Annotated in this window: 9 protein-coding genes; 5 read left to right on the top strand and 4 right to left on the bottom strand. The window is 68.3% G+C overall.

Going from position 1 to position 14,077, the window contains the following annotated elements; all coding sequences use genetic code 11:
* Positions 1 to 17: 17 nt before the first annotated feature.
* Both ASF34_RS06095 and ASF34_RS06090 read right to left on the bottom strand, forming a co-directional pair.
* Positions 18 to 392: a DUF6481 family protein gene (locus ASF34_RS06095; RefSeq protein ID WP_018043861.1), complete on the bottom strand. Its 375-nt coding sequence runs from the start codon at positions 390 to 392 to the stop codon at positions 18 to 20.
* Positions 393 to 606: 214 nt separating this feature from the next.
* Positions 607 to 816, bottom strand: a complete 210-nt coding sequence (locus ASF34_RS06090; RefSeq protein ID WP_018043862.1) for a cold-shock protein — start codon at positions 814 to 816, stop codon at positions 607 to 609.
* A 671-nt stretch (positions 817 to 1,487) separates the two neighbouring features.
* Between ASF34_RS06090 and ASF34_RS06085 the strand changes: the two genes are divergently transcribed.
* The 5 genes from ASF34_RS06085 to ASF34_RS06065 all read left to right on the top strand — a co-directional run bounded on the left by ASF34_RS06085 (position 1,488) and on the right by ASF34_RS06065 (position 11,752).
* Positions 1,488 to 3,401, top strand: a complete 1,914-nt coding sequence (locus tag ASF34_RS06085; RefSeq protein ID WP_056159762.1) for an autotransporter assembly complex protein TamA — start codon at positions 1,488 to 1,490, stop codon at positions 3,399 to 3,401.
* 179 nt (positions 3,402 to 3,580) lie between these two features.
* The gene (locus tag ASF34_RS06080; RefSeq protein ID WP_056159712.1) at positions 3,581 to 7,873 is read left to right on the top strand and encodes a translocation/assembly module TamB domain-containing protein; all 4,293 of its coding nucleotides are present in this window, start codon (positions 3,581 to 3,583) and stop codon (positions 7,871 to 7,873) included.
* A gap of 146 nt (positions 7,874 to 8,019) precedes the next feature.
* Positions 8,020 to 8,676 carry a DUF47 domain-containing protein gene (locus ASF34_RS06075; protein ID WP_056159709.1) on the top strand — a complete coding sequence of 219 codons (657 nt, stop codon included), beginning with the start codon at positions 8,020 to 8,022 and terminating at the stop codon, positions 8,674 to 8,676.
* Positions 8,677 to 8,681: 5 nt separating this feature from the next.
* The gene (locus ASF34_RS06070; protein ID WP_056159706.1) at positions 8,682 to 9,689 is read left to right on the top strand and encodes an inorganic phosphate transporter; all 1,008 of its coding nucleotides are present in this window, start codon (positions 8,682 to 8,684) and stop codon (positions 9,687 to 9,689) included.
* A gap of 386 nt (positions 9,690 to 10,075) precedes the next feature.
* Complete coding sequence (locus ASF34_RS06065) at positions 10,076 to 11,752, top strand: methyl-accepting chemotaxis protein (protein WP_056159705.1); 1,677 nt, start codon at positions 10,076 to 10,078, stop codon at positions 11,750 to 11,752.
* A gap of 99 nt (positions 11,753 to 11,851) precedes the next feature.
* Here the strand turns inward: ASF34_RS06065 and ASF34_RS06060 are convergent, their stop codons facing one another.
* Complete coding sequence (locus ASF34_RS06060; protein WP_056159702.1) at positions 11,852 to 12,226, bottom strand: hypothetical protein; 375 nt, start codon at positions 12,224 to 12,226, stop codon at positions 11,852 to 11,854.
* 90 nt (positions 12,227 to 12,316) lie between these two features.
* Positions 12,317 to 13,939, bottom strand: a complete 1,623-nt coding sequence (locus tag ASF34_RS06055) for an ABC-F family ATP-binding cassette domain-containing protein (protein WP_056159699.1) — start codon at positions 13,937 to 13,939, stop codon at positions 12,317 to 12,319.
* Positions 13,940 to 14,077: the final 138 nt, after the last annotated feature.

Below are 14,077 nucleotides of genomic sequence, written 5' to 3'. Positions count from 1 at the left end.
ATGGCCCATCCAGGCCTTCAGCGACGGGCCTTGGCCTTGCGAGCGGCATAGCGCGCATCGCGCTGGGCCTTCTTCTCGGCCAAGTCGATCGCCTTGCGCTCGGCGGCGAGACGAGTCTCTTCCTCTTCGCGGGCGATCTGGGCGGCGAGTTCCGCCTCTTCGCGAGCGCGCTTCTCCTCGGCAGCCTTCTTTTCGGCGGCGATGCGGGCGGCTTCGCGTTCGCGAGCCCTCTCGTCCCGGGCACGGGCGATTGCGGCGCGGGCCTGAGCCTTGGCAATCATTTCCGGGTCATCCGCCGGGGGACGGGCCTTGAATTTTTCCAGCAGCATCTGCTTGGCGCTGGCGGAGTTCTTACGGCGGTCGTCGAAATTCCTGTAGTCGAAGGCGCTCATCTGACCTTTCTCGGGTGGTGCGTCTCGGCCCGTTCCGCGAGCGGAAGCGCGCGGCGCTGAGCCTTGCTGTGAATCATCGAAGGACGGAATCGAATGGGATAGCCCAATGACTCACGATTCGGCCGGAATCAACTGAAGCCGCCCATGGCAGGGCGGCTTCTTATGCATGTGTTGAACAAAGGCCTCACCGGGAGGGCCCTCGTTCGTCCAGGCCTCAGGCCGCCTGGAGGTTGCCGGCGGATTGCTTGCCGGTGCGGCGGTCGTTCTCGATCTCGTAGGACAGCTTCTGCCCCTCGATGAGGTTGCGCATGCCGGCGCGTTCCACGGCCGAGATATGGACGAACACGTCCTTGCCGCCGTCATCCGGTTGAATGAAGCCGTAGCCCTTGGTCTCGTTGAACCATTTCACGGTGCCCGTGCTCATGGATATGTCCTTCTCGCCGTCGGGAGGAACGCGATTGCAGGGGTCGCGCCCTCGTCTCGAATAAAGTGTGGAGGAGCCTCTCGGGCCGCGGTTACGCTACGCGCGGCCGACAGGGCGCAGGGTCTCGGAGATGCGATGGGATCGAAGCGACGGCCCGCGGCAGTTCTGCAGCGACTGCTGGGCGTGCGACCCGGAATGAACCGGCGGGGGATCGTTGAAGACAAGGTCCGATAGGTGAAAGTTAGGGTGCCTGCGATTCTCAGACAAGGCTCCCGGCCGTTCCGGGTTCCCGACATGGCCTGCGATTTCCATCGCGAAAGCGAGCCGACTGAATGACGGACGGGTTCTGCGGCGCGGACATGACGGGGCCGGGCTGCGGCACTGCCTGTGGTTGCCCTCGCCGGGGGCGACGGCTAGGCTTGCCACTCTGCGACATGGGGCGAGGAACGACCTTAACGACCCGGTGAGGGGTCGTCACGGAAGGTTGACCGGCATCGAAGCGGGGGCGGGATGACGGAATCGAAGGTGGGCGGACGAACCGTCGGGGTTGCGCCGTGGCGGATCATGAGGGCGGGTCGCGCTTCGTGATGTCGGGTATGCAGAATTCCAATGGCAGGGGTTTGAGACACGGTTGCGCGGGCGTGGCCCTGGCCGTCCTCGGCGGCGTGTCGATGGCCGCCCTCGCCTCCTCCCCGGCCGTCGCCTTCGACCTGTTCGGCCTGTTCGGCTCCGAGGAGGAGCCGCCGGCGCCCAGCCGCGAGACGCTGCCCTATTCGGTGAAATTCCAGGGGCTCGAGGACGACGACGTTCTACAGGCCCTGCAGGACACCTCCACGCTCTATCGCCTGCGCCAGGACGCGCCGCCCGATGGCGAGGGCATCGTGCGGCGGGCGGAGGCGGACCTTCGCCGCCTGTCCGACGTGCTCTCCGGCTACGGTTACTACCAGGGCAAGGTCGCCATCCGCATCGACGAGGTCGAATTGTCGGGCGAGGCCTCGGTGGCGGCTGCGGCGCGGGCCGCCGAGGGCGGCCGGAACCGGGCCTTGGTGCCCGTGAAGATCGTCGTCGATGCCGGTCCGCTCTACAAGCTCCGCACGGTGGCGGCTTCCGATCCGCGCGGCAACGATTTCCCGTCCGAGGTGCTGCCCGAGCGTTTCGTCCGGGTGGGCGACGACGTCCCCGCCCGCTCGGCCACCGTGCTCGCCCGCGAGGCGAAGATCGTCGATCGCTTCCGCGCCCTGGGCCATCCCTTCGCCAAGGCGGTCTCGCGCGATCCGGTGGTGGATGACGCCGCCCATGTCATGGACGTGCGCTTCACCATCGATCCCGGCCCCATAGCGGGGCTGGGCGAGGTCGCCGTGCGCGGCACCACCGGCATCGACCCGGCGGTGGTGCGCTCCTTCATCTACAGCGAGCCGGGCGACCCCTATTCGCCCAAGGCCGTGGCCGACATCCGCCGGTCCGTCGCCAAGGTCGAGGCCTTGGGCTCGGTCCGGGTGCGCGAGGGCGAGGCGCTCGACGCGCAGGGCAACCTGCCGATCTTCGTCGACGTGACCGAGCGCGACCGCAACCTGATCGGGGTCGCGGCCCGCTTCTCCACGGTCGATGGCCCGGGCATCCGTGCCTATTACGCCAACCGCAACCTGTTCGGCGGCGGCGAGACCCTGCGGCTCGACGCCGACATCTACTATCTCGGCAACGACCTCTACGCTGCGCAGCGCAAGGCCGCCGGGATCGATTCGAACGGCTTGGGCGGCCGGGTCTCGGCGACCTTCGTCAAGCCGGCCCTGTGGGGCACGCGCAACGATCTCGTGGCCAATGTCTTTGCGGGCCGCGAGGCCCAGCAATCCTACGTCTCGGACGCGGCCGGCGGCACGATCGGCATCCGGCACCGGTTCTCCGACACGTTCTACGCGCAGATCGGCATCGACGGTCAGGCCGGCCGCTCGCAGGACGCGCTCGGCAAGGTCGATTACCGCCTCGTCGGCGTGCCGCTGTCGGTGGCCTACGACTCCACCGACAACCTGCTCGACCCGACGCAGGGGTTCCGGGCCACCGCCTCGGTGACCCCCTATGCCGGGTTCCTCGGCTCGGATCCGTCAATCTTCGTCGCCAAGGCGCAGGGCTCGACCTACTACGCCATCGACGACGAGGCCCGCTACATCCTCGCCGGCCGCATCGGCTTCGGTTCGATCTCGGGCGCGAGCCTTGAGGACATACCGGCCAATATACGCTTCTTTGCCGGCGGCGGCGGCTCGGTGCGCGGCTTCCCCTACCGGACGCTGGGCCCGCGCGGGCCGTTCAACCTGCCGGTGGGCGGGCGCAGCCTCCTCGAAGCGTCGGTGGAGGCGCGGGTCAAGATCACCGACACGATCGGGATCGTGCCGTTCTTCGACGCCGGCACCGCCTTCGAGGGCAGCCTGCCGGATTTCGAGGAGCGCATCCGCTACGCGGCGGGCCTCGGCCTCCGCTACTATACCGGCATCGGCCCGATCCGCGTCGACGTGGCGTTCCCCCTCGACCGCATCAAGGGGAACCGCGAGCGTCCCGTGGCCCTGTACATCAGCCTGGGGCAGTCGTTCTGATGGAATTTTTCGGACGGGTTTCCGGTCGGTGCGCATCGACCCTCCCCCCTCTGCGGGGGAGGGTGCCTGCGGAGCAGGCGGGAGAGGGGACGACCTCTCCGAATGCGGCGCTCCCCTCTCCCGACCCGCTTCGCGGGCCACCCTCCCCCGCAAAGGGGGGAGGGAGAACGCGCGTCATCGTGGCCGTCATCGGCCTGACCGTCTGCATCGCCGTTCCCGCCACCCACACCCGTGCCGACGACGGCGAGAAGACCGTGCTCGGCGGGCTCCTGTCGAAGGCTTTGTCCACGCCGGGCTCCCAGGTATCCATCGGTGCCGTGGACGGGGCGCTGTCCTCCAACGCCACGATCCGCGACGTGGTGATCAGCGATCGCAACGGCGCCTGGCTGAAGCTCGACAAGGCGCGCCTGGTCTGGAGCCGCCTCGCCCTCCTCTCGGGTCGCCTGCAGGTGGACAGCCTGGAGATCGGCCGCCTCGAAGTGCTGCGCCGTCCCCTCCCCGCCCCGGTCTCGGCGACGCCGGAACCCGATGGCTCGCTGCTGCCCGAATTGCCCGTGAAGGTGGAGATCACCGCCTTCAAGCTCGCCGAACTCGTCCTCGGCGAGACCGTCGCCGGTCAGCCGGCGCGCCTGTCCGCCGAGGGGAAGGCCAAGCTCGGCGCCCCGTCCGAAGGGCTCGACCTCGACCTGTCCGTGCGCCGCCTCGACGCCACTGGGCAGTTCGTCGCCCGCCTGCTCTTCGTGCCCAAGGGCGAGAAGCTCGAGGTGAAGACCACCTTGGTGGAGGCCGCCGGTGGCCTCCTCTCCAAATTCGCCAATCTCCCCGGCGAGCCGCCGATCAACCTGGATCTCGACGGACGCGGCACCCTCGATGCCTGGAACGCTCGGCTGGATTTCGACGCGGGCCCCGATCTCGGTGCGAAGGGCACGGCCCGCATCGCCCGCGCCGGCGCCGACCGCTCCCTCACCCTCGACCTCTCCTCGCGGATCGAGGGCCTCCTGCCCGGCCCGGCGGCGGCGATCTTCTCCGGCACCACCAAGCTCGACGGAGCCCTGCGCTTTGCCGATAACGGCGCCTTCGGCATCGACCGCCTCGCCCTCGCCTCCCGCACCGCCCGCCTCGATGCCTCGGGCAACCTCACGCCCGAGCGGGTCGCCGATTTCACGATCTCCGCCCGCGCCGTCCCCACCGATGGCAGCGTCACCAAGGCGGCCAATGCCGAGCTCGACACCCTCGTCTTCGACGGGACCGTGAAGGGTCCTATCGCCCGGCCACGGGTGAACGGCGACCTCAAGGCGGCGGGCCTGCGCGCGGACGGCAACGTCCTCGAGCGGATCGCCGCCAGCCTCGCCATGGAACCCACGGGCGGCGATCCCAGCGCCACCCGCTTCGCGCTCCGTGCGGATGCCAATGTGGAGGGGTTGAAGCTCGCCGACCCGGCCCTGCGCCGGGCGGTGGGATCGCGGGGTGCCTTCACCTTCCGGGGCACCCTCCAGCCCGACGGCGTGGTCGATGTGGCGGCGTTCGATCTCGACGCGCCCACAGCCACGCTCTCCTATGCCGGCCGCGTCGGCCAGAACACGCTCACCGGCACGCTGAAGGCGGGCCTCGCCGATCTCTCGGCCTTCTCCGATGTCGCCGACCGGACCCTGGCCGGCAGCGTCGCCGTGAAGGCGAATTTGAGCGGGGACCCCGCCCGCAAGGCAGTGACCGCCGATGTAGACGCGACGACAAAGGGACTCGTCCTCGGCCTGCCGGCCCTCGACCGGCTCCTGGGCCGCGAGCCACATTTCTCGGGCAGACTATCTCAGGTCTTCGACGGGTACAGCTTCGATGGCGTGAAGCTCGACGGCGCCGAGATGGTGGCCCGGTTGGAGGGCAAGGCCACGGCACGCCTCGCCGACGCCAAGCTCCTGGTGGACGTGAAGACCCTCTCGGCCATCGATCCGCGCCTTTCCGGCCGCGCCCTCCTCGACGGGCGGCTCTCCGGAACCCTGGAGAAGCCGGACCTCACCGCCACCCTCACCGCCGCCGACGGACGCGCACTCGGCCGCCCGATCCGGGACGTGCGCGTGGCCGCGACGCTCAAAGACCTCACCGGGGAGCTCGACGGAACGGTGGCGCTGGGCGGCGAGATCGGCGGCAAGACCCTGCGCGGGGACGTGCATCTCGCCCGCACGGGTGCGGATTGGTCCCTCGACCGGCTCGCGGTGAATCTCGGCTCGGCCACCCTCGCCGGCAAGGCGGCCGTCGATGCGGCGACCCTCCTGACTCAGGGCAGCGTCACGCTCTCGGCCGCCAATCTCGACGACCTGTCGCCGCTCGCCCTCACGCCGCTCGCCGGCAGCCTCGACGCGACCGTCGCCCTCTCGCGCGAGGGGGGACGCCAGGACGCGTCGGTGAAGGCCAAGGGCGTCTCCCTGCGCTCGGGCGAGATCGGCCTCGCGCAGCTCGATGCCGACCTCACCGGCCGCGATCTCCTCGCCCATCCCGTCGTGGACGGGCGTGTCAATGCCGACCGGGTCATCGCCGCCGGCGAGTCCATCGACACCGTGCGCCTCCTGGCCGTGGGGTCGCCCAATGCCAGCGACATCACCCTCACCGCCAAAGCGCGCGGCTTCGATCTCGACGGTGCCGCCCGGCTGGTTCCGGCCGAGGCCACGCGAATCGAGCTGTCGCGCTTCTCCGCGTCACGCGGCAAGGATCGTCTGGCACTGGCCGGCCCGGCGACCGTCACCCTCGACCGGGGGTCGGCCGTCATCGACGGCCTCGTCATCGCAGCCGGTACCGGTCGGGTCAGCCTCGCCGGACGGGCCGGATCGAATCTCGACCTGAAGCTCGGCATCCGGGCGCTGCCCCTGGCGCTTGCCCGTATCGCCTCGCCGAGCCTCGCCCTCACCGGCACCCTCGACGGGGACGCCGATATCCGCGGCACGGCCGCACGGCCGGAAGGGCGCTATGCCCTGTCGGTGGCGAAGGTCGTGACGCCGGAGACGCGCAAGGCCGGCCTGCCGCCCATCGACGCCAAGGCGAGCGGCACCCTGAGCGACGGCCGCGCCGGGATCGAGGGCCGGGTCTCGGCCGGTCGCGGGGCCGAGCTGACGCTTGCCGGCTTCCTGCCCGTCTCGGCGGGCGGACCCATCGCCCTGAAACTGCGCGGCACCTTCGACGCGGCCATGGCCAACAGCCTGCTCAGCGTCGGCGGCCAGCGGGTCGCCGGCCGGATCGCCCTCGACGGGGGCGTGTCGGGCACCCTCGACGCGCCCCGTGCCGAGGGTGCCGCCACCCTCTCCGGCGGCAGTTTCACCGATCCGCTCCAGGGCATCGCCCTCAAGCAGATCGAGGGCCGCGTCACCGGGCGCGGCGATACCCTCGTGGTGGAGCGCCTCACCGCGCAGACCCGGAACGGCGGCGGCCTCCAGGCCAGCGGCCGCGTGGCCCTGGACCCGAATGGCGGGTTCCCCGGCACGTTCAAGATCACCGCCGAGCGGGCCGAGCTCGTCTCCAGCCCCATCGTCACCGCCACCGCGAGTCTCAACCTCGCCTTGAGCGGTCCTCTGGCGCGGACGCCGAAAGTGTCGGGGCGGGTCGACCTCGTCTCCGTCGACGTGACCGTCCCCGATCGTCTGCCCGCCACGGTGCAGCCCCTGCCCGGCGTGCGCCGGGTCAATACGCCCGCGGACGTGCGGGCGCGCGTCGATGCGAAGGCCGACAGCAAGGCGAAGGTCGCGGCTCTGGGCAAGCGCAGGAAGGCGCCTCCACCCTTCGACGCGACGCTGGACGTGGCCGTCCATGCGCCGAACCGCATCTTCGTGCGCGGGCGCGGCATCGACGCGGAACTCGGCGGCGACCTGCGCCTCACCGGCACCTCTCGTGACCCGGTGGCGGTGGGTGATTTCGCCATGCGCCGCGGCCGTCTCAGCATCATCGGCCAGCGCCTCGACTTCACCCGCGGCCGCCTCGCCTTCAACGGCGAACTCGCGATCCCCGATCTCGACTTCCAGGCCGAGACCAAGGCCGCCGAGGTGACCGCCCGCGTCGCCGTGACCGGCCCGGCCAACCAGCCCGACTTCGTCCTCACCTCCGACCCGTCCCTGCCGCAGGACGAGGTGCTGTCACGGCTGCTGTTCAAGAAGGCGGCCGGCGGTCTCTCGCCGTTCCAGGCGCTGCAACTCGCCCAGGCGGTGTCGCAGCTCTCAGGCGGTGCCGGCGGACCCGACGTGTTCGAACAGGCCCGCAAGGGGCTCGGGCTCGACAGCCTCGATGTCTCCACCGGCGCCAGCGGTGGCCCGGCGCTGGGGGCCTCGCGCTACCTCAGCGATCGTCTCAGCGTCGGTGTGAAGGCCGGCGCCAAGCCCCAGGATACCGCCGCCACGGTAGATTACGATGTGACCCGCCGCATCAAGATCCAGGGCGAGGCCGGCAGCGACGGCCGCACCGCCGTGGGGGTGGGCGCCGAATGGGAATATTGACGGGGTCGGAGCGAATGACCGGCACCGGAGCGGCCTCGAAGACGTTACCGACCGGCAGGACTCTCACGGCCACGGTGGCACGACGGCTGACATAGCCTGCGACGCCGAACGGAGAGTGCCCGCCACATCGGGAAGGGGCACGCCGAATGATGGGCTGGTTTCGGGCCTTGATGCCGCGGGAGGATCGCTTCTTCGACCTGTTCGAGCGCCATTCCCAGACCCTCGTCGCGGGTGCGGAGGCGCTCCAGGGCGTCCTGAAGGGCGGCGACGGCGTGCCGGACTACTGCCAGGTGATTGTCGACCGCGAGCATGAGGCCGATGCGATCACCGCGGAGGTCCTGCTCGCGGTCCGGCGCAGCTTCATCACCCCGTTCGACCGCGGCGACATCAAGGACCTGATCCAATCGATGGACGATGCCATCGACCAGATGAACAAGACCGTGAAGACCATCGCCCTCTACGAGATCCGCTCCTTCGAGCCTCTCATGCGCGAGATGGGCGACACCGTGATCGAGGCGGCGCTGCTCACGGCCGAGACGATCCCCCTTCTCAACGCGGTCGGCACCCATGCGGCGCGGATCAACTCTCTCACCGAGCGGATCACTCGCGTCGAGGGGCGGTCGGACGAGTTGCAGGAGCGCGGCCTCAAGGCCCTCTACCGGGCCCATCGCAAGGATGGCGGCGACGGCGACACCATGGCCTACATCATCGGCGCCGAGATCTACGGGCATCTGGAGGATGTGGTCGACCGGTTCGAGGACGTCGCCAACGAAATCAGCGGCATCGTGATCGAGAACGTGTGACGGGCATGGACGCCGCCTCCCTCGCGCTGCCGGCGTTGGCCGGCCTCATCGCCGTCGCCCTCTTCTTCGACTTCCTCAACGGCCTGCACGACGCGGCCAATTCCATCGCCACCATCGTCTCGACCCGGGTGCTGCGCCCGCAATACGCGGTGCTCTGGGCGGCGTTCTTCAACTTCATCGCGTTTCTGTTCTTCGGCCTTCACGTGGCGCAGACCCTGGGGACCGGGATCGTCGATGCCGGGATCATCGATCCGCGCGTCATCCTGAGCGCGCTGGTCGGCGCCATCGCCTGGAACATCGCCACCTGGGTGCTCGGCATCCCGTCGAGTTCTTCGCACGCCCTGGTCGGTGGCCTCGTCGGGGCGGGCGTCACCAAGGCGGGGCTCGACGTCGTGGTCTGGTCCGGCCTGTCGAAGACGATCGCGGCCATCGTGCTCTCGCCGCTCGTCGGATTCCTGCTCGCCCTCCTCCTCGTGCTGATCGTGTCCTGGACCTGCCGGCGCGCCACGCCGTTCGGGGTCGACCGGAGCTTCCGCCTCCTGCAATTCGTCTCGGCCTCGCTCTATTCCCTCGGCCATGGCGGCAACGACGCCCAGAAGACCATGGGGATCATCGCGGTGCTGCTCTACTCGCAGGGGCATCTGGGGAGCAGCTTCCACGTTCCGCTCTGGGTGGTCCTGGCCTGCCAATCGGCCATGGCGCTCGGGACCCTCTTCGGCGGTTGGCGCATCGTCCACACGATGGGCTCGAAGATCACCCGGCTGAACCCGATGCAGGGCTTCTGCGCCGAGACGGGTGGCGCCATTACCCTGTTCCTGGCGACATGGCTCGGTGTCCCGGTCTCGACCACCCATACCATTACCGGCGCCATCGTCGGCGTCGGCGCGGCCCGCCGGACCTCGGCGGTGCGTTGGGGTATTGCCGGGAACATCGTCGTCGCCTGGGTCCTGACCCTGCCCGCCGCCGCGCTCATCGCCGCATGCTGCTACGTCCTGACGGGCGGGCTCGGCTGAGCGGTCTTGCTTGGCTCGCCTGGAACCATGACGCCGCAAACCTCCGCGCGAGACCCTTATGCTCTTGGTCAGTGAGAGATCAGGCACGCCTCACCGTGACGTTGCTGTGCCGTTATTGGCAGCAAGGTGTGATGCTCGTGAATACTGAGAGAGGTTTCGCGGTAACGTTTTCGTGAGGTGAGCGTGTTAATCTATGATTTGTCATTATTCAAGTAATGGTGGATAGATCAAAAGTTTTATTTAAATAAGTTTGAATAATCAATCGTTTAGTCAAGATTAATAGAAATCACTTTAAGATGAATTATATTGCATACAAGTAGTTATGGAATATTAAGTAAGATCCTCTATCAGGTTGTTATCATCGTATCGTTGGGGGGGTATAAGTCATGCGTTTATCGGTCAAGGCCGTACTGATAGGTCTATTCAGCATCGTCGTTTCGATTTCGGCCGCGCAGGGCTTGGTGGCTCTATACAAGCTTCAGGACATCGGCACCAAGATCGCCGTTCTAGTCGACAATGCCGTGCCGTCGGTGACCCAGGCCGACAAGATCAATCGTCTGGTGCTCCGGGTCCGTACGTCCCAGCTGCGCTACCTGACCGCTCCCAACAGCACCATCGAGCAGGCCGATCTCAAGCTTGCGAACGAGATGATGCTGGAGCGCAATAAGTCCGTCGAAGACTACAAGCCCCTGATCACCGGAGCGGATGAGAAGGCGGCCTACGACGACCTCATCGCCAAGATGGAGATTCTCAAGGCCGATTGGGGAAAGCTCCGCTCCATGCGCGAGACCGACAGGGAGCAGGCGCTGAGCTTCTTCCGCGAGGGCAACCACGCGAATTATCGGGCGGTCGCCGACGCGGCCACCCGTCTGGTGGAGATCAATGTGGCGGCCGCCAATGCCGCCGGAGAGGCGGCGCGCAGCCAGCAGGCCGAAGCGATCCGGATCTCGACCATCATGCTCACAGTCTGCATCGTGATGGCGGTCTCCGCCATGATCTTTTCGTTCCTCGGCGTGGCCCGCCCGATCGAGCGCATGACCCAGGCCATGCGTCACATCGCCGGCGGTGACGAGACGACCGCCGTCCCCTCCATGGGCCGCCGCGACGAGATCGGCGAGATGGCCCAGGCGGTGGAAGTGTTCCGGACCAACCTGATCCGCACGCGTCAGCTCGAAGAGGACACGGTCCTCGCCCGGGCTTCCGCCGAGGAGCAGCGCCGGGCGGGCACGCGCAAGATGGCCGAGGATTTCGAGACGGCCGTCGGCGGCATCATCGGCATGGTTTCCTCCTCGGCCACCGAGCTTCAGGCCACGGCGCAGGCCATGACGGTGACGGCAACGCAGACCGCGTCGCAATCCACCACCGTGGCCGCCGCCGCCGAGGAAGCCGCCGTCAACGTGAACACCGTCGCTGCCGCCGCCGAGGAACTCGGCACGTCCGTGCAGGAGATCGGCCGACAGGTTTCGAGCTCCGCCACTCTCGCGCAATCCGCCGTCACGGAGGCCGACACCACGGCCGGCCTGGTGCAGGAACTCAGCGGTGCCGTGAGCCGGATCGGGGATGTGGTGAGCCTGATCTCGACCATCGCCAGCCAGACCAACCTGCTCGCCCTCAACGCTACCATCGAGGCCGCACGCGCGGGCGAAGCGGGCCGGGGTTTTGCGGTGGTCGCCGCCGAGGTGAAGGAACTGGCCAACCAGACGGCTCGCGCCACGGAGGAGATCTCCCAGCAGATCGGCCACATCCAGGGCGCCACCGGCCAGGCGGTCTCGGCCATCGGTTCGATCACGATGCGAATCCGGGACATCAATGCCGTAGCCACTGCCATCGCGGCGGCGGTCGAGCAGCAGAGCGCGGCGACGCAGGAGATCGTGCGCAACGTCTCGCAGGCCTCGGCCGGTACCAACGAGGTGACGAGCAACATCGCCGGCGTGGCCAGTGCTGCCGAAGAGACCGGAGCCGCCGCGAGCCAGGTGCTCGGCGCCGCTGGCGAACTGTCCCAGCAATCCGAACATCTCACCGGAGAAGTGCACCGCTTCCTCGCCACGGTGCGGGCCGCCTGACCCGACTCCACCGCGCGGACCTGCAAACGGGTCGGGCTCGCGGGAGCCCGGCCCGTTCTCATGTCGACCGACCGGGTTCACCCCCGGAGGGCGAAACCCTCACCGTCCGTCGGCCACTCTCTGTCCCGTCTCGCCGTAGCCGAGGCGGGCTCCCTGGCGGTTGACGCTTCCGAAGCGCAGGACGGCCTGTTCGAGGTAGTCGATCGCATCGATGAGGGCATCCCGCGCGGCCCCGACCGTCTCGTCGCCGTCCTCGGGCGGCGTCTCGGCGAGATTGACCGCGGCGATGAGGACCCGGTCACGCTCCTCCTCGATGCGGCGGTCGCGTTCCACATGTCCGCGTACGTCGGCATCGAAGGCCTCGACCACCGCCCAGGGCAGTGCGTCCTTCGACGACGATGCGTCGAAGGCGCGGGCCTTGCGCCGGGCCTGCGTGGCCGCCGCCCTGACGATGTCGGCAAGCTTGGCATCCATGGTCGGTCTCCTGGGGTGATCGGGTTCGAGGCGCTTTCATTGCCGTGCATCCCCTCGCCCCGCCTGCGGGGAGAGGGGGAAATCAGCCGCTCAGCTCCTCAGCCCCGGTGCCTCCTGGCCGGTGCGCGCGACGTATTCGGTGTACCCGCCGCCATATTGATGGATGCCGTCGGCGGTGAGTTCGAGGACGCGGTTCGACAGGGCGGCGAGGAAGTGCCGGTCGTGGCTCACGAACAGCATCGTGCCCTCGTAGTTCGCGAGCGCGGTGATGAGCATCTCCTTGGTGCCCATGTCGAGGTGGTTGGTCGGCTCGTCGAGGACGAGGAAGTTCGGTGGGTCGAACAGCATCTTGGCCATGACCAGCCGGGCCTTCTCGCCGCCCGAGAGCACGCGGCAGCGTTTCTCCACGTCGTCGCCCGAGAAGCCGAAGCAGCCGGCCAGCGCCCGCAAGCTCCCCTGCCCCGCCTGCGGGAACGAGCGCTCCAGGTCCTGGAATACGGTGAGCTCGCCGTCGAGGAGGTCCATGGCGTGCTGGGCGAAGTAGCCGAGCTTGACGCTTCCCCCCACCGCGATGCTGCCGTCGTCGGGCGGGGTCGAGCCGGTCACGAGCTTGAGCAGGGTCGACTTGCCGGCGCCGTTGATGCCCATCACGCACCAGCGCTCCCGGCGGCGGATGGAGAAGTCTAGCCCCTCGTAGATGGTGCGGCTGCCGTAGCGCTTGTGCACGTTCTTGATGATGACGACGTCGTCGCCGGAGCGCGGCGCCGGCTGGAACTCGAACGCCACCGATTGCCGGCGCTTGGGGGGCTCCACCCGCCCGATCTTGTCGAGCTTCTTCACCCGGCTCTGCACCTGCGCGGCGTGGGAGGCCCGCGCCTTGAACCGCTCGATGAACTTGATCTCTTTGGCGAGCATCGCCTGCTGGCGCTCGAACTGCGCCTGCTGGTGCGTCTCGTTGAGCGCCCGCTGCTGCTCGTAGAAGACGTAATCCCCCGAATAGGTGGTGAGGGTACCGCCGTCGATCTCGATGACCTTGGAGACGATGCGGTTCATGAACTCGCGGTCGTGCGAGGTCATCAGCAGGGCGCCCTCGTAGTTCTTGAGGAAGGCTTCCAGCCAGATCAGGCTTTCCAGGTCGAGATGGTTGGAGGGCTCGTCGAGGAGCATCACGTCCGGGTTCATCAGGAGGATGCGGGCCAAAGCCACACGCATCTTCCAGCCGCCCGAGAGCTTGCCGACGTCGCCGTCCATCATCTCCTGGGAAAAGCTCAGGCCCGCCAGAACCTCGTAGGCCCGGCCCTCGAGGGCGTAGCCGTCGAGCTCCTCGAACCGGGCCTGGACCTCGCCGTAGCGCTCGACGAGGGCATCCATCTCGTCCATCCGGTCCGGATCGGCGAGGCCGGCCTCGATCTGCTTCAGTTCTGTGGCGACCACGCTCACCGGGCCGGCCCCGTCCATCACGGCGGAGACGACGGAGCAGCCGGCCATCTCGCCGACATCCTGGCTGAAATAGCCGATGGTGATGCCCCGGTCGGTGGCGACCTGGCCCTCGTCGGGCTCCTCCTCGCCGGTGATCATCCGGAACAGGGTGGTCTTGCCGGCGCCGTTCGGCCCCACGAGGCCGACCTTCTCGCCCTTCTGGAGCGCGGCCGACGCCTCGATGAAGACGATCTGCCGTCCGTTCTGCTTGCCGATTTTCTCGAGGCGGATCATGCGCGCATCGGTGTCCTGAGATGTGTCCCGCGGCCTTACGGCATGGAGCGCGGAAGCGGAAGGCGGGCGCTCCCGCCACCATGCGTCGCGTTTGGACACCGCCCGGTCGATCGCGTATCCACGCCCCAGCCCATTCCG

Origin of the sequence: Methylobacterium sp. Leaf106 (genome assembly GCF_001422895.1) — a bacterium.
In the GTDB taxonomy this organism is placed as follows: domain Bacteria; phylum Pseudomonadota; class Alphaproteobacteria; order Rhizobiales; family Beijerinckiaceae; genus Methylobacterium; species Methylobacterium bullatum.
Note: the sequence above shows the minus strand (reverse complement) of the source record. Positions and strands in the feature narration are given on the sequence as shown.

Excerpts from the sequence above, each read along its gene's own strand:
- ASF34_RS06095 (WP_018043861.1), bottom strand. The coding sequence starts at position 392 with ATGAGCGCCTTCGACTACAGGAATTTCGACGACCGCCGTAAGAACTCC.
- ASF34_RS06090 (WP_018043862.1), bottom strand. The coding sequence starts at position 816 with ATGAGCACGGGCACCGTGAAATGGTTCAACGAGACCAAGGGCTACGGC.
- ASF34_RS06085 (WP_056159762.1), top strand. The coding sequence starts at position 1,488 with ATGGCCGCCCTCGCCTCCTCCCCGGCCGTCGCCTTCGACCTGTTCGGC.
- ASF34_RS06075 (WP_056159709.1), top strand. The coding sequence starts at position 8,020 with ATGATGGGCTGGTTTCGGGCCTTGATGCCGCGGGAGGATCGCTTCTTC.
- ASF34_RS06070 (WP_056159706.1), top strand. The coding sequence starts at position 8,682 with ATGGACGCCGCCTCCCTCGCGCTGCCGGCGTTGGCCGGCCTCATCGCC.
- ASF34_RS06065 (WP_056159705.1), top strand. The coding sequence starts at position 10,076 with ATGCGTTTATCGGTCAAGGCCGTACTGATAGGTCTATTCAGCATCGTC.
- ASF34_RS06060 (WP_056159702.1), bottom strand. The coding sequence starts at position 12,226 with ATGGATGCCAAGCTTGCCGACATCGTCAGGGCGGCGGCCACGCAGGCC.
- ASF34_RS06055 (WP_056159699.1), bottom strand. The coding sequence starts at position 13,939 with ATGATCCGCCTCGAGAAAATCGGCAAGCAGAACGGACGGCAGATCGTC.